We start from the raw sequence: 20662 nt of genomic DNA, 5'->3' as shown, positions 1-20662 counted from the left end.
GATAGGTGGGCCGATGAAGGTCCGGCAGTGTAGCAGGGCACTACACATATAGAGCGCCCCTAGTATGGTCAGCGCTCCATGGGAGGCGCGACTCTCAGCAATTCGGACTTATCCTGACCCTCGTCAACCAGATCGGGTTCGACGGGCAATCCGGCAGCAGTATGATTTACGACCGGTGGGCTTCTCGGCGCGCGCGCTGTCCAGTACAAAGGTCGTTATGATGCGGCGTAGCAGGCGTGGCGCCTTGCGTACTAATAAGACAGGGGAGCGTTTCATGCTGACCGTTTTTCCGGAGATCAAGCCTTACGCACGGCACGAGCTGGCAGTCGATGAGCCGCACGTGCTTTATGTCGATGAAAGCGGTACGCGGGACGGTCTTCCCGTGCTGTTCGTGCACGGTGGTCCCGGTGGTGGCTGCGACTCGCTGTCACGGCGCTTCTTCGATCCCGCGCTCTACCGGATCGTCACCTTCGACCAGCGTGGCTGCGGACGCTCGCTCCCGCACGCGAGCCTGGAGAAAAACACTACCTGGGACCTGGTCGCCGACATGGAACGCATCCGCGAACATCTGGGCATCGAAAAGTGGGTGCTGTTCGGCGGTTCCTGGGGCTCGACGCTTTCCCTGGCTTACGCACAGACCTATCCCGAGCGTGTTCACGCGCTCATCCTGCGTGGCATCTTTCTTTGTCGACCGCAGGAGTTCCACTGGTTCTACCAGGAAGGGGCGAGCCGTCTGTTTCCTGATTATTGGCAGGATTACGTTGCACCTATCCCCGTGGAAGAGCGGGGCAATCTGATGCAGGCGTTCTACAAACGTCTTACCGGAAGCGATCAGATCGCGCAGATGCATGCCGCGAAAGCATGGTCATGCTGGGAAGGGCGCACGCTTACCCTGCGTCCATCGCCGGAAGTCGTCGAGCGCTTCCACGAGCGCGCGCTCGCTATTGCGCGGATCGAATGCCATTACTTCGTCAATGATGCCTTCCTCGAGCCCGATCAATTACTGCGGGACATGCACAAGATCCAGCATATCCCCGGTGTCATCGTGCACGGTCGCTACGATGTGGTTACCCCCGTGGATAACGCCTGGGCATTGCACAAGGCATGGCCGAATAGCGAGCTGCAGATCATTCGCGAGGCCGGGCACGCGGCATCGGAGCCCTGCATAACCGATGCGTTGGTCCGGGCGACTAGCCAGGTTGCAACCCGTCTATTGGACCTGCCGCCGGAAGAAGCATGAAGGCATTGATCCAGCGGGTGCGGCACGCGCGAGTCGAGGTCGACGGAGAAGTAGTTGGCGCTATCGACGCTGGCTTGTTGGCGTTCATTGGCGTGGAGCGGGAGGACGACCCAAGCCGGGCGGCACGGCTATTGGAACGACTGCTCGGCTATCGGGTGTTCGCTGATGAGAATGGCCGAATGAATCGGTCACTCGCCGATGTCGAGGGCGGCTTGTTATTAGTGTCCCAGTTCACACTTGTGGCTGATACCCAAAGCGGGATGCGGCCCAGCTTCTCGTCGGCGGCCCCTCCTGAGAAGGGCCGCGAGCTGTTCGAACTGATGCTGACGCTCGCGCGGGAACGCCATTCGAATGTTGGCTGTGGGCGGTTTGGCGCGGATATGCAGGTGTCTTTGCTCAACGACGGCCCCGTCACGTTTCTACTCGAGAGCTAGCGTTAAAACTCTACTAGCCAGGCATTAGCGGCTCCGTCTAGCATGTGCGCGCCGGCTTGGATGAGGACCATCAGGGAATCATCGAACCCTTTTTGGGTCGGAACAGGATGCCGGGCTGTGCCCGGCCCTTTTCGATTCGAGTATTTGGGGGAGTTGTGACCTGCAATAGTACTTCGAGACCTGCACCAGGTAAGGCCTCACGCGGCCTTCTGCTGTTCGGCGCAATGGCCGCAGCGTTTCTGGTGTCCGGGCCTTCGGCTGCTTTCAGCCTGGATGACGTAGATGCCAAGGCCAAAGAGCTGTCGGCGAAGGCTTATTCCGCGCCTACTAGTAATCTCCCGACCGCACTGCGGCAAATGAAGTTCGTCGATTACCAGAAAATCCGCTTTCGGGACGACAAAGCGGAATGGATGGATATCAAAACGCCGTTCAAACTCAATTTCTATCACCAGGGTATGCATTACGACACCCCGGTGAGAATCAATGAAGTAACGGCCACGAGCACTCACCGTATTGAATACGATCGCAATCGTTTCGACTTCGCGGACCTGTCTGTCGACGAAGCCGCGACCCGTGATCTGGGGTATGCCGGTTTCCGCGTGCAATACCCGCTCAATGGTAAGGACAAGTCGGACGAAGTGCTGAGCATGCTAGGTGCCAGCTACTTCCGCGTTATTGGTAAGGGGCAGGTCTATGGGTTGTCCGCCCGTGGCTTGGCTATCGATACGGCGGTGTCGTCCGGAGAAGAATTTCCACGGTTCACGGAGTACTGGATCGAACGCCCGAAGCCCGAGGACAAACATCTCGTCATCTATGCGCTGCTTGATTCGCCGCGCGCAACGGGTGCCTATCGCTTCATCTTGCGTATGCGGGACGAAGCCGTGTTGGACGTAAAGGCACGCGTGTACCTCCGTGCGGAAGTCAGCAAGCTCGGTATCGCGCCGCTGACCAGCATGTTCCTGTTCGGTTCGCATCAGCCCTCGTCGCAGGTGAACTATCGCCCGCAGTTGCATGATTCCGAGGGACTTTCCATTCAGGACGGCAATGGCCAATGGCTGTACCGCCCTCTGAACAACCCTCGCCGACTGTCGCTGTCGAGTTATCCGGCGGAAAACCCGAAGGGCTTTGGATTGCTGCAGCGCAGTCGCGCGTTCAGCGATTACGAGGACCTGGATGACCACTACGAGAAGCGTCCGAGTGCCTGGATCGAGCCGCAGGGTGATTGGGGCAAAGGGCGATTCGAATTGGTTGAAATTCCGACACCGGACGAAACCAACGACAATATCGTCGCTTTCTGGGTGCCTGAGAACATGCCCAAGGTGGGTGAGCCGTTCGAGTTCTCCTACCGTACCTATTGGACGATGGATGAAGCGGCGCATCATGACCAAGACGTCGCATGGGTGAAGCAAACGCTTCGCTCGGCGGGCGATGTACGCCAGTCCAACCTAGTGCGTCAGCCAGATGGCAGCACGGCGCTGTTGGTTGATTTCGTTGGTCCGAAGCTGGCCGAACTTCCAGCCGATGCGCCGGTCAGCACCCAGGTTACGACGGACGAAAACACCGAGTTGCTACAGAACGAACTGCGCTACAACGAAGCCACCAAAGGCTGGCGTCTGACGTTGCGAGTCAAGCTCAAGGATCCGACCAAGCCAGTTGTGCTGCGCGCTCACCTGATTCAGGGCGAGGACGTTCTTAGCGAAACATGGAGCTATCAGTTGCCTGCCAATGAATAAATCAGACGATCCCCGCGCGGCGATGGGTGACCAGCCTGGCACTTCGGACGACGCTCAAGCGCGTATCGAATCCCTGGCGGGCGCTCGCCTCACAGACAAAGGTATGCTCGACCGCGACGAAAGCGGTCGGCCTCGCTTGAAGTCGGCCCCGCGCATCAATCGCGGCACCATGGTGCCGGAGCCTTGGATCACCAACGTGTTGGTCCGGGGCTGGCGACGCATCTTTGGGCGCGAACGTCGGCAAGTGGTCAAGAGCAAGAATGAAGTAAAGAAAGAGCGTTGGCGGCAGGTCGGTGCGCGTCGGCGTCTCTGCCTGCTTCTACTCGTATTCGGACAGACCTCGATCGCCACCTACTATATGAAAGGGGTTCTGCCGTATCAGGGCTGGTCGTTCATCGATCTACAGCTGGTCTTTCAGCAGCCGATTCTGGTCAGTGCCGAGCAGGTATTGCCCTATATCGTGCAATTCTCGGTCCTTGCCCTGTTCGCCATCCTTTTCTGTTGGGTGTCGGCCGGTTTCTGGACCGCGCTGATGGGCTTTTGGGAATTGCTGAGCGGGCAAGACAAATACCGTATTTCCGCGGCAAGCTCGGGCGATGAGCCCATCGCGCCTGACGCGAGAACGGCCATTGTCATGCCGATCTGCAATGAGGACGTGTCCCGGGTTTTCGCAGGGCTGCGGGCGACTTATGAGTCGGTCGCGGAGTCCGGTGATCTCGATCGCTTCGACTTTTTCGTACTGAGCGATACCTACGACGCGGATATCGCGGTTGCCGAACAACAGGCGTGGATGGAGTTGTGTCGTGAGACGAACGGTTTCGGCCGTATTCACTATCGGCGTCGGCGTCGCCGCGTAAAACGTAAAAGCGGCAATATCGATGATTTCTGCCGCCGTTGGGGCCCGGACTACCGCTATATGGTCGTGATGGACGCTGATAGCGTGATGACCGGAGAGTGCCTGACCAAGCTCGTGCGCCTGATGGAGGCTCATCCCGATGCCGGGATCATCCAGACCGGGCCGAAAGCGTCCGGTATGGAAACCTTCTATGCGCGCATGCAGCAGTTCGCGACACGCGTTTACGGGCCGCTCTTCACCGCTGGCCTTCACTTCTGGCAGCTGGGGGAGTCCCACTACTGGGGACACAACGCGATCATTCGTGTGAAGCCCTTCATGGAACACTGCGCCCTGGCGCCGTTGCCCGGTAAAGGCTCGTTTGCCGGTGCGATCCTCTCTCACGACTTCGTCGAAGCAGCGCTGATGCGTCGTGCCGGCTGGGGTGTCTGGATCGCCTATGACCTGCCGGGTAGTTATGAAGAATTGCCGCCGAACCTGCTCGATGAGCTGCAACGCGATCGACGCTGGTGCCACGGTAACTTGATGAACTTCCGCCTGTTCCTGGTGAAGGGGATGCATCCCGTGCACCGGGCGGTGTTTCTCACCGGGGTCATGTCGTATTTGTCGGCGCCGCTGTGGTTCCTCTTTCTCGTACTGTCGACCGCATTGTTGGCGGTGCATACGCTGATGGAGCCGCAGTACTTCATGGAACCTCAGCAGCTTTTCCCGATCTGGCCGCAGTGGCATCCGGAAAAAGCAATCGCGTTGTTTTCCACGACGCTGACGCTGTTGTTCCTGCCAAAGCTGCTGAGCATCCTGCTGATCTACGCTAAGGGTGCCAAAGAGTACGGTGGACCCATCAAAGTCACGCTGAGCATGATCATCGAAGTGCTTTGCTCGATGTTGCTAGCGCCGGTGCGGATGTTGTTCCACACGCGCTTCGTCGTCGCTGCCTTTCTTGGCTGGTCGGTGCAATGGAAATCCCCGCAGCGGGAAGATGGCGCGACCTCTTGGGGCGACGCTATCCGGGCTCACGGAGGACAGACGCTTCTGGGTATCGCCTGGGCCGCACTGGTTGGTTGGCTGGACCCGGTGTTCCTCTGGTGGCTTGCCCCCATCGTGGTCGCGTTGATGCTGTCCATTCCCGTGTCTGTCATCACGAGCCGGGTGAGTATCGGGCGTTCGATGCGTTCCTCGAACATCTTCCTGATCCCCGAGGAGTACGACACGCCCAAAGCGTTGATTGCGACTGACGAGTACACGCAGGCTAACCGCGCCGCGCCGCTGGAGGATGGTTTCCTGCGGGCAATCGTAGCCCCTTCGCAAAACGCTCTGGCGGTTGCGATGGCGACCAGTCGGCATAAGACCGTTCCGGCAATCGAGCGGGTGCGGGAGGAGCGAATCAAGTTGGCACTGAGCTCGTCCCCCGACAAGCTCCCAGCGCCGATGCGTCTCAACATGCTGAGTGATCCCGCGATACTGTCGCAGTTGCATACTGCGATCTGGCAAGACAATGTCTCCACGTGGATTGAGCCCTGGCGTAAGCTCAAGCGAAGCGAGGGGCATACGAGCGATGCTGAAACCGGTGCCGTCACGAAAGCACCGACGCTCAATGTTGGTAACGTCTAGCTGAGTCAGTGTGACGAAGAACGCGAAAGCCCACCATTCGGTGGGCTTTTGCGTTTCAAGCAGTACCTCGTTCTCCAGGAAAAACATGACCCTGTTCGCGGGCAAGCGGATCGCGATTGGTAATGGCCGAGCACTATGCATGGCGTAACTCCATCGCGGGCATGGCCCGCTCCCACATAGTGAGGCCCGGAGCCATCTTTCCTTGCATAACCAAAGGTGCAACGCACGAGAATTGCTGCCATACCTTCAGTTTGCTGCGTGACGCCTACAAAAAGCGATCATCGATTGTCTGTAGGGGCGGCTTGCCCGCGAGTGCGATTGATGGGGCCCGTTCGTCGTCGGCATTGCCAAATTTTGGACAACAGGACAAATCCCAGCATCTGGCGATAACGCTGAGAGCGCCGCGTTTAAGGCGGGCAGGGATAGAACGGACCACCGCGTCCGCAATCGTTCAGAAAAGCCGAGCCAGTAACGCGACGACAGCGGTTTCGACACGCAGGATTCGGTCGCCTAGTTGGACGGCTTCAAAGCCCTGATCGCGTAACTTGTCCACTTCGTAGGGAATCCAGCCGCCCTCGGGCCCGATGGCCAAGGTGACAGCACCTTCGACGTACCTTGGGCAGGTAGGCCAATCGCCTGGATGCGCGACGAGGGCGCGTGTTCCTTGCACGAGCGTGGGTAGCTCGTCCTCGACGAAAGGTTTGAAGCGCTTTTGAATCTGAACGCTTGGGAGGCGGGTGTCACGCGCTTGCTCCAGCCCAAGAATCAGCTGTTCGCGAATCGACGTAGGCGTTAGAAATGGCGTCTGCCAGAAGCTTTTCTCGACACGATAGCTGTTCACGAGTATCAGCCGGGCAACGCCCATGCTCGCGACGCTTTGCAGCACACGCCGCAGCATTTTGGGGCGGGGCAGCGCCAGGATTAGCGTGACAGGCAGCTTGGTGGGAGGCGGTGTATCGAGGACAACCTCAAGCTCAGCATAGTCAGCCTCGACATGAAGCAGTGTGCCTCGCCCCATGTCGCCCTCGATCAACCCGACACGAAGCTCATCGCCAGACTCGGCCTGATGAACCTCCTGCATATGGCGCAGGCGCCGGTCTCGCAGGATGACCCGATTCTCAGCGATGAAATCGCTTTCTTCGAGGAGCAGCAGATTCAAGGGCGTACGCTGGGTGGCGAGCTATCGGTCGGCGTTTCCTCGGACGCGTTGCTGCGCTTGCGGACCATGCTGCCCACCAGAACGCCGACTTCGAACAGCAGCCACATGGGTACCGCCAGAAGTGTCTGGGAGAAGATATCGGGCGGCGTGAGAATCATGCCGACCACGAAACAACCCACAATGACGTAGGGCCGAATCTTGCGCAGATAAGCGACATCGACCACGCCAATCCAGACCAGCAAAACCACGGCTACTGGAATTTCGAAGGCCACGCCGAAGGCGAAGAACAGCGTCAGCACGAAGTCGAAGTAGCTGGCGATGTCCGTCATCATCGAAACGCCTTGGGGCGTCACGCTGGCGAAGAAGTGGAACATCAGCGGGAAGACGAAGTAATACGCGAAAGCCATGCCGGCGTAGAACAGCAAGATACTGGAGACCAGTAGCGGAACGGCGATACGCCGCTCGTGGCGGTACAGGCCCGGTGCGAGAAAGCCCCAGATCTGGTGCAGAATGACCGGCATCGATACGAACAGGGCGACGACGAGCGTCATCTTGAACGGGGTCAGGAACGGCGATGCGACATCGGTCGCGATCATCGTTGCCCCTTCTGGCAAGAACTGCCGAAGCGGGGCAGAGACGAAGGTGTAGATGTCCTGGGCGAAATAGAACAGGCAGCCGAATATGATGAATACGGCAAGTACGCAGCGTAATAGGCGCGTGCGAAGTTCGGCCAGGTGTGAGACCAGAGGCATTTCCTGGTCGTCTTCGGGACGGCGGTCACTCATGTTGGCGATTTCGAGTCAGGCTTGGGGGCAGTTTTAAGTTCCGGTTTCACTGCCGCAGGTGCTTCAGTCAAAACGTCTGGCTTAGGTTCAGGGTCGAGTGCCGCCTTCACCGTCTCTGCGGAACTTGCAGGCTCAGTCGGCGCAGGCTTTGTAGGGTGAATATGGTTCTTCATCTCATCCCTGAGGCTCAGCAGCTCCTCGCTCCTGATCTGGCGACGAATCTCGTCCGCGCCGATCTCTCGCTCGACTTCGCTCTTGATACTGTTGAAGCTGCGCTTTAGCCGTCCGATCATGATGCCGGCCGTTCGCGCCGCGCCTGGCAGCTTGTCCGGTCCAAGGACCAGTAGCGCAACGCCACCGACCAGCAGCAGCTCACTGAAACCGATGTCAAACATACGGTCAGTCCTTGCGCGCAGGCTCTTCGACTTTTTGCGCTTGCGCGTCGATGGTGTTGTGCTGGTTCAGCGGCGTTTGCGTCTGGGACTTGGTCGCCTGTTCGTCAGGCTTGGCTTCGTCCTCGTTCATCGCCTTGCGAAAGCCTTTGATGGTTTCGCCGAGATCGGAGCCCACGTTCTTGAGCTTTTTCGTACCGAACACCAGTACGACTACGATCAGAATGACGACCCAGTGTTTCCAATCAAAAATACCCATATCGCGGAATCTCTTTCTCGGTAGCAATTAAAGGTTAGGTGCGGGCGGCTTTTTCGGCGTGGCCAGACAGACCGAAGCGACGCTCCAACTCGTCGAGCACGGCCTGCGGATGCTGGCCGAGGGCGGCAAGCATGACGAGGCTGTGGAACCACAGGTCGGCCGTTTCATAGATGACGTCGCTGCAGTCCCCGGACGTTGCTGCATCTTTCGCCGCCAATATGGTTTCGACCGACTCTTCGCCGACTTTCTCCAGGATCTTATTCAGACCCTTGTGGTACAGGCTGGCCACGTAGGAGCTCTCTGGTGCGGCGCCCTTGCGGGACTCGAGTACTTGCGCCAGTTCGGAGAGGGTATCACTCATGGGAATGCGGCTCGCGGTAGATTGCATGTGGATCTTTCAGAACGGGGTCGACGGTGTGCCAGGTACCCTCGCGATAGACCCGGTAAAAGCAGCTTTCGCGGCCGGTATGGCAGGCAATGCCGCCAAGCTGCTCGACGACGAGCACGATGACATCGGCGTCGCAGTCTAGACGAAGCTCGTGAAGCGTCTGTACATGGCCCGACTCTTCGCCTTTGCGCCATAGTTTGCCGCGCGAGCGTGACCAATAGATGGCGCGGCCTTCAGCAGCGGTCAAAGAAAGTGATTCGCGGTTCATCCACGCCATCATGAGAATGCGTCCGGTGACGTGATCCTGCGCGATGGCAGGCACCAGCCCGTCTTCATTCCATTTGATTTCGTCCAGCCAATCGTTCATTCGCGTACCGCTTTTCTCAAGGGAAGCTCTTTGATGTCCAAGGCGCTAGTGTGCCAGCCCCCAGACCTCGTGGCTATTGACGCACGGTCAAGTAGAAGCCAGCCCCGAGCATCAACCAAGCCGGCCAAGCGGCCAGATCGCTCAACATAGGCGCGGTCATGGCCAGCGCGGCGCCTGCCGCGATCAGAATGGCCCCGAGCGCTCGCAGCGAACGTTCGCTTTTGGGCTTCTTCCAAGGCGCGGGTGGATCTTCCGCATGTGGCGATGACATTCGCTCCAGCAAATCACGCGTCATGCGCGCGAGATGCGGAAGCTGCTCAATCTGGGCGTGCATGTTCTTGACCAATCGGCGCGGGTGAACGCGTTCCTGCATCCAGCGCTCAAGGTAGGGTTTGGCGGTGACCCAAAGATCCAGCTCGGGGTGTAGCTGACGGCCAAGCCCTTCAATGTTCAGCAGGGTTTTCTGCAAGAGGACGAGTTGTGGTTGTACTTCCATATTGAACCGGCGCGCTGTCTGGAAGAGCCGTAACAGCAATACACCGAACGAAATGTCCTTCAGCGGCCGTTCGAAGATGGGCTCGCATACGGTACGGATCGCGGCCTCGAAGTCATTGACCTTGGTTTCCTGCGGCACCCAACCCGAGTCGATATGCAGCTGCGCGACCTTGCGGTAATCGCGTTTGAAAAAGGCGTAGAGGTTACGAGCGAGATAGTCCTGGTCTTCCGGCGATAGGCTACCGACGATCCCGCAGTCAATGGCGATGTACTGCGGGTCCCACGGACGCTGAGTGGCGACGAAGATGTTCCCGGGGTGCATGTCCGCATGAAAGAAGCTGTCACGAAATACTTGGGTGAAGAATATCTCCACTCCGCGCTCCGCCAAAAGACGAAGGTCGGTGCCTTGATCCCGAAGAGCGGCCAGATCAGTGACGGGCACACCGTAGATGCGCTCCATGACCAGCACTTGAGGACGGCATAGATCCCAATACACCTGCGGTACATATAGCAGTGTCGAGTTTTCGAAGTTGCGGCGTAATTGCGACGAATTCGCCGCTTCGCGCAACAGGTCCAGCTCGTCGTAGATCGTGCGCGAGTAATCGTCGACCACCTCGACCAGGCGAAGGCGGCGGGCATCGGCGGAAAGGCGCTCGGCAATTTTCGCCAGTGCGAACAGCCAGGCGATGTCCTGACGAATGATCGGGCGCAGATTGGGACGAATTACCTTAACCACGACTTCCTCGCCGCTGAGCAAACGGGCGGCGTGCACTTGCGCGATCGAGGCGGACGCGAGCGGTTTGGCATCGAAGCGTGCGAAGATTTCCTTTACCGACGCGCCGAGCTCTTCTTCGATCCGCGCTATCGCTTGAGCGGGAGGGAAGGGCGGCACTTTGTCCTGAAGAAACGCGAGCTCCAAGGCAATGTCCGGTGGCAGCAAGTCGCGCCGCGTGGACAGCAATTGGCCGAATTTGATGAAGATCGGGCCGAGGCCCTCGAGTGCCAGGCGCAGGCGTTCACCCCGTGGTGCGACCTTGCGGCTTCGCGGCAGCCAGCGCCAAGGCAGCAGGTAGCTGAACAGACGGCCGTACCAAGGAAGCGGCATGGCCCAGAGCAGATCATCCAGCCGATAGCGGACAAGAATCCACCAAATGCGGAACAGGCGACGTACAGCGAGCAGATTCATGGGGACTCGGGGCGCTCCTGGCGGTTTCGGGCCAGTTGCGCGATGCGAGCGTCGAGCCGGTCCAGTTGCAAAGTAATGTCGTCGATTTCGCAAAAGCGTGCTTCCGCCTCGCGGCGTCCCACCAACGTTCGTGCTTCTTCGGTCAAGTAATCCGCAGCGTCCTGATGCAGGCTGGTCGCCGTGCGTTTCGCCCAGTCGTGCTGACCTCGGGCCACGCGAGCGAGCAGCGCTGTCGCAAGCGGGCCAATCCAGCGGGACAGCTCGTGCTCCCAATCAAGATTCAATTGCTGCGTGATCTCGGACAAAACAAGAAGTGGCCCGCTGTCACCTTCGAGCGATACGCCCCTTTCGTGCAAAACGGCGCTTTTGTCGCTTCTTGTCGCCAGGCGGGCGAGGCTGCCGGCGGGCGCGATCAGTCTGCAGTCAACAAGCGCCTCATGGTTCGCGGCCAAATGCAGGCCATCTTTCGCGGGAAGCAGGTAGATCACGAAAGCGGGTGAGGTGCATTGGATTGCGATCACCTTGCCCTGCAACCCGCCAAGCGCTTCGAGCGCCTTAGGGTCCAGCGCCAACACACGCCGAAGACCGCTCTCAACGCCGGCAAGCAGCGCCTGCAAGACCAGCGATGTTGCCATCAGGGCTTTATTCCCCGGTGCAGGGCGACGATACCGCCCGTCATATTGTGGTAGGTGACGCGATCGAAGCCCGCATCCGCCATCATGCCTTTCAGCGTTTCCTGGTCAGGGTGCATGCGGATTGATTCGGCAAGGTAGCGATAGCTCTCGGCATCGTTGGTGATCAATTTGCCGGCCAGGGGCATGAAACCAAACGAATAGGCATCGTAGATCTTGCCCAGAATGGGATTGCGGGTCTTGGAGAATTCCAGCACCAATAGCCGGCCGCCTGGCTTCAAAACGCGCAGCATGGAGCGCAACGCATCCTCTTTGTGGGTCACATTGCGCAGGCCGAAGGCGATGGTGACGCAGTCAAAATGATTGTCCGGGAAGGGCAGGCATTCGGCATCCGCCTGAACGAACGCGATATTGCCCGACACGCCCCGGTCCATTAGGCGATCGCGGCCCACCTTGAGCATGGAGGCATTAATGTCCGCCAGTACCACCTCGCCGCGCTCGCCCACCAGGCGCGAAAACTGACGTGCCAGATCGCCGGTACCACCAGCGATGTCCAGTACCCGATGTCCGCTTCTGACGCCGGATAGCTCGATAGTGAAGCGCTTCCAGAGGCGGTGCAGCCCGCCGGATAGCACGTCATTCATGACGTCGTATTTGGCAGCAACCGAGTGAAATACCTCTGCTACCCGTTCGGCCTTCTGACTCTCTGGAACATCGCGGTAACCGAAGTGTGTGGTCGGCTCGCTGTCAGGGGTCTTGCGCGGATCGCTCATGGGACTCTCACCTGGGACAAAGGCGGACATTCTAATCGCTGCCTGCCGACTTTGTCTTGACGCCGCATGCTCCGGATGTGGCGTGTCGGTCGTGGCTTCACCGCTCATGCCGATCCGAAAAGGCGGCAGCGACATCGAACCCAAGTACCGAATTATCGGACCTAGGACAGGTCTGCTGCTATGTATGAACTCAGGTTCTCGCCGCAGGCGGCTGCAAGTGAAAATGCTCGGGCCATCGAGTTTGGGGTGCCGTGTCTCTTCAGCTCTCAGCCGTTGAGGAGCATAGCGACCTGGCTTGAGCGAGCAGCCTTACGCCTCATGCGAGGCCTTTTCCGGAGGAATTGAAATGTCCGAGAGAAATGAAACTGGCCGTGACGGGGGCTGGATGGGCGAACTGGAGCGCTATTCCCGGCAGATCAGGCTTGCGGGATTGGGTGCTTACTCTCGATTCAGCAAGGACGGCGCTAAATTGTTCGACAGCCTGGTGCAAGACGGCGAGGAGGCGGAGCAAGCGCGCCAGCAGGGCCGGCAAGCCGAAGGGCAGGGCGGTGAGGCCGCGAGCGCACATGCCCGGGATCGTTTCGAACGTGCCCGTGAGCGCGCGGCGGGCAAGTGGAGCGAGCTTGAGGAGATATTCGATCGCCGCCTGGGTAGCACGCTAGATCGTCTCGGCGTACCCACGCGGAGCGAGATTCAAGGCTTGAAGGATCGAATCGATGCGTTGAACGCGCGGATCGACAAGCTGGAAGGCGTACCAACCGGGGCAGAGCCTCACATTGTCGACCCTAGCGCGCCGGATGCCTCGGTGACGACCAGCGAGACCATTATTCTTCCTGATGAAAACCCGCCGCGTTGATCCAGGGCAAACTGTCAGGCCGTGTCACAGCAGCTTGACGACCGAGACGTCGGGGTCGCGGCTCCGCCCGGCGTCTCTCAGCTCATCCAGGTAGTCTTGCCACAGTTCATCCTTGCGCGTTGCGAGCTGATACAGATAGTCCCAGCTGTAGAGGCCACTGTCGTGCCCGTCGTCGAAGATCAGCTTCAATGCGTAATTGCCCGCAGGCTCGAGCGCACTAAGTCCGACGTTCTGTTTTCCGTACTGAAGGATGGGGTTGCCATGCCCCTGCACTTCGGCCGACGGCGAGTGGACACGCAGGAACTCAGCGGTTAGCAAATGGCGCTCTTCGCCGTAAACCAGCTCGAGCGTTCGCGAAGCTTTGTGCAGCTTGATCGAAGAAGGAATACGCATGATCCGTCCAGATGAAGGGCCGCGGATCGCAGATGGATCACGCGGCCAAGAAGACCTTTAAAGAATATAGCGCGACAGGTCTTCGTCCTGGGCCAGTTCGCCAAGGTGGGTGTTCACGTACTCGGCGTCGATCTTGAGCACTTCGCCACTTTGCTGGCCCGCCAGATCGGATGCGCTGTACGACACCTCTTCGAGCAACCGCTCCAGCAGCGTGTGCAAGCGACGTGCACCGATGTTCTCGGTCTTCTCGTTGACCTGGAAGGCGATCTCCGCCAAGCGCTTGATGCCGTCGTTCGCAAACTCGATCTCGAGCCCTTCGGTCTTCAGCAGGGCACAGTATTGTTCCGTCAGCGAGGCGTGTGGCTCGGCCAGGATGCGTTCGAAGTCTTCCGGCGTGAGGGCTTTCAGCTCTACGCGGATGGGCAGACGGCCCTGAAGTTCAGGCACGAGATCACTAGGCTTCGACAAATGGAAGGCGCCAGACGCGATGAACAGGATGTGGTCCGTCTTCACCATGCCGAGTTTGGTGTTCACCGTGCAGCCTTCGATCAATGGGAGCAGGTCCCGCTGGACGCCTTCGCGGGAAACGTCCGCGCCACCCGCGTTGGCGCGCTTGGCAACCTTGTCGATCTCATCGATGAAGACGATACCGTGCTGCTCGACCGCTTCTAGGGCGCGGCTCTTGAGTTCTTCTTCGTTGACGAGGCGTGCAGCTTCTTCGTCGCGGATCAGCTTCATCGCATCCTTGACCTTGAGTTTGCGCGACTTCTGCTTGCCTTTCCCCATGTTGGCGAACAAGTTTTGCAGCTGGCTGGTCATCTCTTCCATGCCAGGTGGGGCCATGATCTCTACACCTGCTGGTGTTTCGGCGACCTCGATGTCGATTTCCTTGTCATCCAGCTGGCCCTCACGCAGGCGCTTGCGGAACAGCTGCCGAGTGTTGGAGTCCTGACTGGGCGCCGCGTCCTCGTTGAAACCGGCGCGGGCAGGTGGGAGCAACGCATCGAGGATGCGCTCTTCGGCCGCGTCTTCTGCGCGGTGACGGACTTTTACGATTTCTTGTTCGCGCAGCATTTTGACCGCTGCGTCCGCCAGATCCCGGATGATCGATTCGACGTCGCGCCCAACGTAGCCCACTTCAGTGAACTTGGTGGCTTCGACTTTGAGGAACGGCGCGTTGGCGAGTTTCGCCAGGCGTCGCGCAATTTCCGTCTTGCCGACGCCGGTAGGGCCGATCATCAGGATGTTCTTAGGGGTGACTTCCTGGCGCAGTTCTGCCGGCAGTTGCATGCGCCGCCAGCGGTTACGCAGGGCGATGGCGACGGCGCGCTTGGCGTCGTCCTGGCCGATGATGTGGCGGTTGAGTTCGTGAACGATCTCGCGTGGGGTCATGGACATTCGTCTGTCTCCGGAGAGGGCGCCGCTTATACCGCGGAGTCCTGCTCCTCGATGGTCAGGTTCTGATTGGTGAAGACGCAGATGGAGCCAGCGATGTTCAGGGCTGTTTCCGCTACTTCTCGGGCGCTCAGGGCATCGTTGTGCTGCAGCAATGCAAGCGCAGCGGCTTGGGCGTATCCGCCGCCGGATCCCATGGCGATCAGGCCATGTTCGGGCTCCACGACGTCGCCGTTGCCGGTAATGATGAGAGAGGCGTCTTTGTTCGCGACTGCGAGCATCGCCTCGAGTCGGCTTAGCGAGCGATCGGTACGCCAGTCTTTCGCGAGCTCGACGGCGGCCCGAATAAGGTGCCCTTGGTGTTTTTCCAGTTGGCCTTCGAAACGCTCGAAAAGCGTGAAGGCGTCGGCGGTGGCGCCAGCGAAGCCGGCCAGAACCTGACCGTGGTAAAGGCGCCGCACCTTCTTGGCGTTGCCTTTCATGACGGTATTTCCCAGGGAAACCTGGCCGTCACCGCCCATGACGACTTTGCCGTGGCGGCGGACTGAGACGATGGTGGTCAAAGGAATCTCTCCACGCTATGAGGGCAAAAAGCTACCCGATGTCGAGGGAGATGGGGGCGGGGTGTGCGGGGTTCAACCCTGGGGGAAAAGTGGGGTGGAAGAAGCTGACTGCCGATGCAAATTCGAATCAACGAGGACGGCCTTTGTAGGAGCCCACTTGTGGGCGATCCAAACTTGCAATGACGGCGCCTTAACGTCGCACAAAGCGATCGCCCACAAGCTGACCGCAGCCCGGTGGGCTCCTACAGAGAGCGGATAGGGACTAGCCGCTCTTACGCTGTTGTAACAACAGGTTATTGAAGCCGTGCCCTTTGAGTTCCTTTTGCGCTGCGTCGAGCTGGCCGCGTTCGGCGAAAGGACCGACCAAGACGCGGTGCCAGGTTTCATCGCGCACAGTGCCTGATTCCACTCGCACTTGTTGGCCAAGCAGGATGATCTGCGCGCGCACGCTTTCGGCATCGTCCTTGCGGCGGAACGAGCCGGCCTGCAGGAAGAACTGTGTCGTCGTGGCGGCTTTGGCCACCGTGGGTGGAGGGGGGGGCACTTGCCCGCTAAGCGCTGCCTGCGCCCGCGCCTCGTCGATCTTGGCGGCTTCCTCTGGCGTCACCGGTTTTGGCGGCGTCACTGCGGGCTGCTGCGGGACCGCTTCCGGTGGCACGATAACTTCAGACTCTGGCAGCAGCGTATAAAAGTCGTACTTCGGTTTCGTTGCTTCGGGTGCCGTTTCTTTTTTCGCAACCTTCTCTTCCGGGCTTGGCCGCTTGATGTCGTCCCGGCCGGGCTCGAGATTGAAAAGGAACGTAAAAAATCCGCCGACCACGAGCCCGCATGCCAACCACATCCAGCCCGGAACGGTAGAGTTCTTCTTCGATGCGGTGGTGCGGCTCGCGCCTCGTTTCGCGGGAGCTTTTCTCTTCGCCATGCTGGTAGTCCGTTACATCCTTTCCAAAGGTTCCAAGCCGAGCAGTTCCATGCCCTGCTTCAGCGTGCGACCGGTCAGCGCCGCCAGGCGGAGGCGACTGTGACGAACGTCCTTGTCCTCTGCGGAGATGACCGGGCAATGCTCGTAAAAGCTCGAGAACAGACCCGCCACGTCGTAGAGATAGGTGCACAGCAGGTGTGGGACCCCTTTGTCTGCGACGTTGTTCAGCACTTCCCCGAATTGGGCAAGCTTCGCGGCAAGCGCGCGCTCCTGTTCGGCAACTGGATTGATGCGGCCTTCGATCTCTTCGACACCCTGGCCAAGTTTGCGGAAGATGCTCGCGACGCGGGTGTACGCATAGAGCAGATAGGGCGCGGTATTGCCTTCGAAGCTGAGCATTTGTTCGAAGTTGAAGCTGTAGTCGCTGGTGCGGTGCTTGGACAGGTCTGCGTATTTCACCGCGCCGATGCCGACCGAATGGGCGATCTGCCGCAGTTCCTGCTCGTCCAGCTCCGGGTTCTTGCCTTTTACTAGCGTATAGGCACGCTGCTCTGCTTCGTTCAGCAAGTCGATCAACTTGACCGTGCCGCCATCGCGGGTCTTGAACGGACGACCGTCCGGGCCGTTCATGGTGCCAAAACCCATGTGCTCGAGTTTCATACCCTCGTGCACGAAGCCGGCGCGTCGCGCGACCGCGAACACCATCTGGAAATGCAGCGCCTGGCGTTGATCGACGAAGTACAGCGAGCGATCCGCTTTCAACGCGCGGCTGCGGTATCGCATCGCGGCGAGGTCGGTCGTCGAATAGAGGTAACCGCCACCGGCCTTCTGCACGATCACGGGCAGGGGATTACCCTCGGCATTCTTGAACTCATCGAGGAAGACGCACTGCGCACCCTCGCTTTCACTCAGCAAATGTTGCTTACGGAGATCGGCGACGACATCCGCGAGGTCGTCGTTGTACGCGCTTTCGCCTTTCACATCCTTACGGCTGAGGCGGACGTTCAAGCGGTCGTAGACTTCCTGGCAATGGCTCAGCGAAATCTCGTTGAAGCGCGTCCAGAGGCGTAGGCATTCTGCATCGCCGGCCTGCAGTTTCACCACTAGGCTGCGGGCGTGGTCGGCAAAGTCTTCGGATTCGTCGAAGCGTTGCTTGGCGGCACGGTAGAAGGTTTCCAGGTCCGCGAGCTCGCTCTCGGCGGCGGCTGGCTGCTCTTGAAGGTAGGCCAGCAGCATGCCGAACTGAGTGCCCCAGTCGCCGACGTGGTTCTGGCGGATCACGTTGTCGCCCAAGTATTCGAGCACCCGCGCCACCGCGTCGCCAATGATGGTCGAGCGCAGGTGGCCGACATGCATTTCCTTGGCGAGGTTGGGGGACGACAGGTCCACAACGACCGTTTCTTTGGGAGATGCCTTGGTTACGGCCAGCTTTTCGTCGCCTAAGGCTGCTTCCAATCGCTCGGCGAGCGCGTCATCGTTTTGGAAGAAGTTCAGAAAGCCAGGCCCTGCGATTTCGACCTTCTTCACACGGGTCTCGGCTGGAAGGGCGTCGACCAAGCGGGTGGCGAGATCGCGCGGCTTCATGCCCGCGGGCTTGGCCAGCATAAGTGCGATATTGCTGGCGAAGTCGCCATGGCTGCGGTCCTTGCAGTTTTCGACCTGGATCGTCGGGCTGACGCCTTCGGGCAGGACGCCTTCGCCAATGAGATGGTCGAGGGCTTGCTGGATCAGGTGGCGAATATCTTCTTTCATTGCAGGGCTACGGCAGCGGGCTTGAGCCGGGCATTATCCGCACCTGTGCCCGATGGCTCAAGCGGACTGCGCGGGTCAGTAAAGGTCGATCGGATCAACGTCCAGCGACCAGCGAACCGTTCGACTGCCGGGCAGCTGGTCCAGCAACGGCGCCCAGCGCCCCATAAGCTTGTGCAGGGTGCTGCGTGCGGAGCCTTGCATTAGCAGCTGGGCGCGGTAGCGGCCAGCCCGTCGCTCCATGGGCGCGGGGACCGGGCCGAGGAGCTCAAGGCCTTCGAAGCCGTACTCTGCTTGTAGCTGCTCGGCCTCGTCGCACGCCGCTTGCAGAAAGGCTTCAGCTTGCCCTGGTTTGTGGGCCTCCGCCCGCAAGAGGGCAAGGTGCGCAAACGGTGGCAGGCCCGCGGCGCGGCGTTCGGACAACGCCTGTTCGGCGAAGGCGAAATAGCCTTGCTCGGTCAGTTGTACCAGCAGTGGATGGTCTGCAAGGTGCGTCTGAATGATGACCTTGCCTGGCTCTTCCGCGCGGCCTGCACGGCCCGCCACCTGAACGATCATCTGCGCCATACGCTCGCTGGCCCGGAAATCGGCGGAGAACAGGCCGCCGTCGGCATCGAGGATCGCCACCAGCGTCACGCGGGGAAAGTGGTGCCCTTTGGCGAGCATCTGCGTCCCGACCAGCACGCAGGGTTCGCCCTTGTTGACCGTCGCGAACAATTTATCCATGGCGCCCTTACGCGCGGTGCTGTCACGGTCGATGCGCAGTATCGGGAAGTTGGGGAAGAGGGTTTCCAGGCGTTCTTCCGCACGTTCGGTGCCCGCACCGACTGGCCTCAGGTCGACGTGTTCGCATTTCGGGCAGGCGTGCGGTCTTGTTTCCGCATGCCCGCAGTGGTGGCAACGCAGCTCATTGCTGCGCTGGTGCAGCGTCATCCGGGCATCGCAGCGCGGGCACTGGCTGGTCCAGCCGCAGTCATGGCAAAGCAGCGTAGGCGCGAAGCCACGCCGGTTGAGAAACACCAGCACCTGCTGACCCGCTTCGAGCGTTTGTGCCATGGCTTGTTGGAGCGGCATCGAGATGCCGGCATCCAGTGGTCGGCTTTTGATATCAAGGCGAAGATAGCGCGGAGGTTTTGCGTTGCCTGCGCGTTGCGTAAGGCGCAGCAGGGCGTAGCGGCCTGCGTAGGCGTTGTGCAGGCTTTCTAGCGACGGCGTTGCCGAGCCAAGCAGCACCGGTACGTTTTCCATGCGTGCGCGCACTACGGCAAGATCGCGAGCGTGATAGCGCAAGCCTTCCTGCTGTTTATAGGAGCTGTCGTGTTCTTCGTCCACGATGATGATGCCCGGCCTCTTCAAGGGCGTGAACAGCGCCGATCGGGTGCCGATCACGATGTCGGCCTCGCCGTCGCGCGCCGCGAGCCAGGCGTCGAGGCGGTCGCGGTCATTGACGTTGGAGTGCAGCAGGGCAATTCGCGCGTTGAAACGTCTGGCGAACCGTTCGTGGGTCTGTGGGCCTAGATTGATTTCTGGAATGAGCACCAGCGCCTGTTTGCCGGCCTCCAGCGTTTCGCGGATGAGCTGAAGGTAGACTTCCGTCTTGCCGCTGCCGGTCACGCCGGCCAGTAGAAAGGCACTGAAATCACCGAAACTTGCCCGTATGGCTTCCGTCGCGGAGCGTTGCTCGGGATTCAGCGGAAGCTCAGGTTGTGCCAGCCAGGTTCCGTGGCGTTCCAGTGGCTTGCTGCGGCGTACCTGTTGATATACGAGCCCCTTCTGACGCAGTTGCTCCAGGCTGTCGCGGTTGAGTTGAAGCTTGCTCAACAGTTCATGGGAAACGCCGTGCGAATGCTGAAGCAGCGCCTTGAGGGTCTCGCGCTGACGCGGGGCGCGCGCGAGCCGTGCATCCTCGACGCTGGCGTTTTCGCTGACGTGCCAATAACGCTCCTGGCGCGCCTCGGCAGGTTCGCCCTGGCGTAGCAGCGTGGGCAGTGCCCAGCTCAAGGTGTCACCAAGGCTGTGCTGGTAATACTGAGCTGTCCATAAGCTCAGTTGAAAAAGCGCTGCCGGCAGTGGCGATGATCGGTCCAGCAGCTCGGTCGCTCGCTTGAGCTTATCTGGCGGGACATCGGTTCGATCGGCGGTCTCTACCAAGACACCGACCACTTCGCGCCGACCGAACGGGACGCGAAGGCGTGCGCCGGGTTGCAGAGTCGATAGGCTAACGCCTGCGGGTGGGGCGTAATCGAACAGGCGACGCAAAGGAGACGGCAAGGCCAGGCGCAAGATAGGCGTACGGGAGTCTGGCAACTTCATTTCTCCAGGCGTCAAGGTGGGGTGCTGAGGGGCCGTCGCGAATGCCGAGTCTACCGGCTGCCCAAAAGGTTGTCCGGTCCGGATTCGGGCAGATGCCATCTGTCGCGGACATTCCGCTGCGCTTGCATCAAGGGGGTGCTCTGGTATAGTCGCCGCCTGTTTCC

At 59.9% G+C, this 20662-nt stretch carries 19 protein-coding genes and 1 pseudogene; 5 read left to right on the top strand and 15 right to left on the bottom strand.

The genetic code is table 11. The features are described from left to right. The first annotated feature begins 274 nt into the window (after positions 1-274). The 4 genes and pseudogenes from pip to mdoH form a co-directional block, all read left to right on the top strand. On the top strand, positions 275-1240 hold the full coding sequence (gene pip / locus IEY47_RS13250) for a prolyl aminopeptidase (protein ID WP_188983719.1): 966 nt from the start codon (positions 275-277) through the stop codon (positions 1238-1240). Next, the gene (gene dtd / locus IEY47_RS13245) at positions 1237-1674 is read left to right on the top strand and encodes a D-aminoacyl-tRNA deacylase (protein ID WP_188983718.1); all 438 of its coding nucleotides are present in this window, start codon (positions 1237-1239) and stop codon (positions 1672-1674) included. Before pip ends, dtd begins: the two co-directional genes overlap by 4 nt. Before the next feature lie 224 nt (positions 1675-1898). Beyond that, positions 1899-3407, top strand: coding sequence for a glucan biosynthesis protein G (locus IEY47_RS13240; protein ID WP_188983751.1), 1509 nt, complete (start codon positions 1899-1901; stop codon positions 3405-3407). After that, positions 3358-5871 (top strand): annotated as a pseudogene (mdoH, locus tag IEY47_RS13235) (glucans biosynthesis glucosyltransferase MdoH); the annotation flags it as partial. The gene IEY47_RS13240 and the pseudogene mdoH, both read left to right, overlap by 50 nt. A gap of 451 nt (positions 5872-6322) precedes the next feature. On the opposite strand, the gene IEY47_RS13230 reads toward mdoH, so the two are convergent. From IEY47_RS13230 to ubiE, 9 genes are all read right to left on the bottom strand, one after another. Then, positions 6323-7030, bottom strand: coding sequence for a 16S rRNA (uracil(1498)-N(3))-methyltransferase (locus IEY47_RS13230; protein WP_188983716.1), 708 nt, complete (start codon positions 7028-7030; stop codon positions 6323-6325). Further along, positions 7027-7815: a twin-arginine translocase subunit TatC gene (gene tatC, locus IEY47_RS13225; RefSeq protein WP_188983715.1), complete on the bottom strand. Its 789-nt coding sequence runs from the start codon at positions 7813-7815 to the stop codon at positions 7027-7029. The genes IEY47_RS13230 and tatC overlap by 4 nt, the downstream gene beginning before the upstream one ends. Then, positions 7812-8210, bottom strand: coding sequence for a Sec-independent protein translocase protein TatB (tatB, locus tag IEY47_RS13220; RefSeq protein ID WP_188983714.1), 399 nt, complete (start codon positions 8208-8210; stop codon positions 7812-7814). Before tatB ends, tatC begins: the two co-directional genes overlap by 4 nt. A 4-nt stretch (positions 8211-8214) precedes the next feature. Then, positions 8215-8466 (bottom strand): twin-arginine translocase TatA/TatE family subunit, encoded by a 252-nt coding sequence (locus IEY47_RS13215; protein WP_188983713.1) that lies wholly within the window; start codon positions 8464-8466, stop codon positions 8215-8217. A 34-nt stretch (positions 8467-8500) separates the two neighbouring features. Then, on the bottom strand, positions 8501-8827 hold the full coding sequence (locus IEY47_RS13210) for a phosphoribosyl-ATP diphosphatase (RefSeq protein ID WP_188983712.1): 327 nt from the start codon (positions 8825-8827) through the stop codon (positions 8501-8503). Then, the gene (gene hisI / locus IEY47_RS13205) at positions 8820-9221 is read right to left on the bottom strand and encodes a phosphoribosyl-AMP cyclohydrolase (protein ID WP_188983711.1); all 402 of its coding nucleotides are present in this window, start codon (positions 9219-9221) and stop codon (positions 8820-8822) included. The genes IEY47_RS13210 and hisI overlap by 8 nt, the downstream gene beginning before the upstream one ends. 73 nt (positions 9222-9294) lie before the next feature. After that, positions 9295-10902: a ubiquinone biosynthesis regulatory protein kinase UbiB gene (gene ubiB / locus IEY47_RS13200; RefSeq protein WP_188983710.1), complete on the bottom strand. Its 1608-nt coding sequence runs from the start codon at positions 10900-10902 to the stop codon at positions 9295-9297. Beyond that, positions 10899-11537 carry a ubiquinone biosynthesis accessory factor UbiJ gene (locus tag IEY47_RS13195; protein ID WP_229779418.1) on the bottom strand — a complete coding sequence of 213 codons (639 nt, stop codon included), beginning with the start codon at positions 11535-11537 and terminating at the stop codon, positions 10899-10901. The genes ubiB and IEY47_RS13195 overlap by 4 nt, the downstream gene beginning before the upstream one ends. Then, positions 11537-12307, bottom strand: coding sequence for a bifunctional demethylmenaquinone methyltransferase/2-methoxy-6-polyprenyl-1,4-benzoquinol methylase UbiE (ubiE, locus tag IEY47_RS13190; RefSeq protein ID WP_188983709.1), 771 nt, complete (start codon positions 12305-12307; stop codon positions 11537-11539). The genes IEY47_RS13195 and ubiE overlap by 1 nt, the downstream gene beginning before the upstream one ends. Before the next feature lie 346 nt (positions 12308-12653). Here ubiE and IEY47_RS13185 point away from each other — a divergent pair, with 346 nt between their 5' ends. Beyond that, a complete protein-coding gene (locus IEY47_RS13185; protein ID WP_188983708.1) occupies positions 12654-13163 on the top strand; it encodes a phasin family protein in 510 nt (169 codons plus the stop codon). A 24-nt stretch (positions 13164-13187) separates the two neighbouring features. Here the strand turns inward: IEY47_RS13185 and IEY47_RS13180 are convergent, their stop codons facing one another. From IEY47_RS13180 to IEY47_RS13155, 6 genes are all read right to left on the bottom strand, one after another. Then, positions 13188-13556, bottom strand: a complete 369-nt coding sequence (locus IEY47_RS13180; protein ID WP_188983707.1) for a gamma-butyrobetaine hydroxylase family protein — start codon at positions 13554-13556, stop codon at positions 13188-13190. A gap of 57 nt (positions 13557-13613) precedes the next feature. Further along, positions 13614-14954, bottom strand: a complete 1341-nt coding sequence (hslU, locus tag IEY47_RS13175) for an ATP-dependent protease ATPase subunit HslU (protein ID WP_188983706.1) — start codon at positions 14952-14954, stop codon at positions 13614-13616. A gap of 26 nt (positions 14955-14980) precedes the next feature. Beyond that, positions 14981-15514 carry an ATP-dependent protease subunit HslV gene (gene hslV, locus IEY47_RS13170; protein ID WP_188983705.1) on the bottom strand — a complete coding sequence of 178 codons (534 nt, stop codon included), beginning with the start codon at positions 15512-15514 and terminating at the stop codon, positions 14981-14983. Positions 15515-15776: 262 nt separating this feature from the next. Continuing rightward, positions 15777-16436 (bottom strand): SPOR domain-containing protein, encoded by a 660-nt coding sequence (locus IEY47_RS13165; protein ID WP_188983704.1) that lies wholly within the window; start codon positions 16434-16436, stop codon positions 15777-15779. Between the two features lie 12 nt (positions 16437-16448). After that, positions 16449-18188, bottom strand: coding sequence for an arginine--tRNA ligase (argS, locus tag IEY47_RS13160; protein ID WP_188983703.1), 1740 nt, complete (start codon positions 18186-18188; stop codon positions 16449-16451). Between the two features lie 75 nt (positions 18189-18263). Then, a complete protein-coding gene (locus IEY47_RS13155) occupies positions 18264-20498 on the bottom strand; it encodes a primosomal protein N' (protein WP_188983702.1) in 2235 nt (744 codons plus the stop codon). Between the last annotated feature and the right edge of the window lie 164 nt (positions 20499-20662).

This window comes from Pseudomonas matsuisoli (assembly GCF_014647635.1).
Lineage (GTDB): Bacteria > Pseudomonadota > Gammaproteobacteria > Pseudomonadales > Pseudomonadaceae > Pseudomonas_P > Pseudomonas_P matsuisoli.
This window is presented reverse-complemented; position numbering and strand designations above follow the sequence as displayed.

Bases quoted from the DNA above. Each gene is read 5' to 3' on its own strand.
- pip (WP_188983719.1), top strand. From the start codon at position 275: ATGCTGACCGTTTTTCCGGAGATCAAGCCTTACGCACGGCACGAGCTG.
- dtd (WP_188983718.1), top strand. From the start codon at position 1,237: ATGAAGGCATTGATCCAGCGGGTGCGGCACGCGCGAGTCGAGGTCGAC.
- IEY47_RS13240 (WP_188983751.1), top strand. From the start codon at position 1,899: ATGGCCGCAGCGTTTCTGGTGTCCGGGCCTTCGGCTGCTTTCAGCCTG.
- tatC (WP_188983715.1), bottom strand. From the start codon at position 7,815: ATGAGTGACCGCCGTCCCGAAGACGACCAGGAAATGCCTCTGGTCTCA.
- tatB (WP_188983714.1), bottom strand. From the start codon at position 8,210: ATGTTTGACATCGGTTTCAGTGAGCTGCTGCTGGTCGGTGGCGTTGCG.
- IEY47_RS13215 (WP_188983713.1), bottom strand. From the start codon at position 8,466: ATGGGTATTTTTGATTGGAAACACTGGGTCGTCATTCTGATCGTAGTC.
- IEY47_RS13210 (WP_188983712.1), bottom strand. From the start codon at position 8,827: ATGAGTGATACCCTCTCCGAACTGGCGCAAGTACTCGAGTCCCGCAAG.
- hisI (WP_188983711.1), bottom strand. From the start codon at position 9,221: ATGAACGATTGGCTGGACGAAATCAAATGGAATGAAGACGGGCTGGTG.
- ubiB (WP_188983710.1), bottom strand. From the start codon at position 10,902: ATGAATCTGCTCGCTGTACGTCGCCTGTTCCGCATTTGGTGGATTCTT.
- IEY47_RS13195 (WP_229779418.1), bottom strand. From the start codon at position 11,537: ATGGCAACATCGCTGGTCTTGCAGGCGCTGCTTGCCGGCGTTGAGAGC.
- ubiE (WP_188983709.1), bottom strand. From the start codon at position 12,307: ATGAGCGATCCGCGCAAGACCCCTGACAGCGAGCCGACCACACACTTC.
- IEY47_RS13185 (WP_188983708.1), top strand. From the start codon at position 12,654: ATGTCCGAGAGAAATGAAACTGGCCGTGACGGGGGCTGGATGGGCGAA.
- IEY47_RS13180 (WP_188983707.1), bottom strand. From the start codon at position 13,556: ATGCGTATTCCTTCTTCGATCAAGCTGCACAAAGCTTCGCGAACGCTC.
- hslU (WP_188983706.1), bottom strand. From the start codon at position 14,954: ATGTCCATGACCCCACGCGAGATCGTTCACGAACTCAACCGCCACATC.
- IEY47_RS13165 (WP_188983704.1), bottom strand. From the start codon at position 16,436: ATGGCGAAGAGAAAAGCTCCCGCGAAACGAGGCGCGAGCCGCACCACC.
- argS (WP_188983703.1), bottom strand. From the start codon at position 18,188: ATGAAAGAAGATATTCGCCACCTGATCCAGCAAGCCCTCGACCATCTC.
- IEY47_RS13155 (WP_188983702.1), bottom strand. From the start codon at position 20,498: ATGAAGTTGCCAGACTCCCGTACGCCTATCTTGCGCCTGGCCTTGCCG.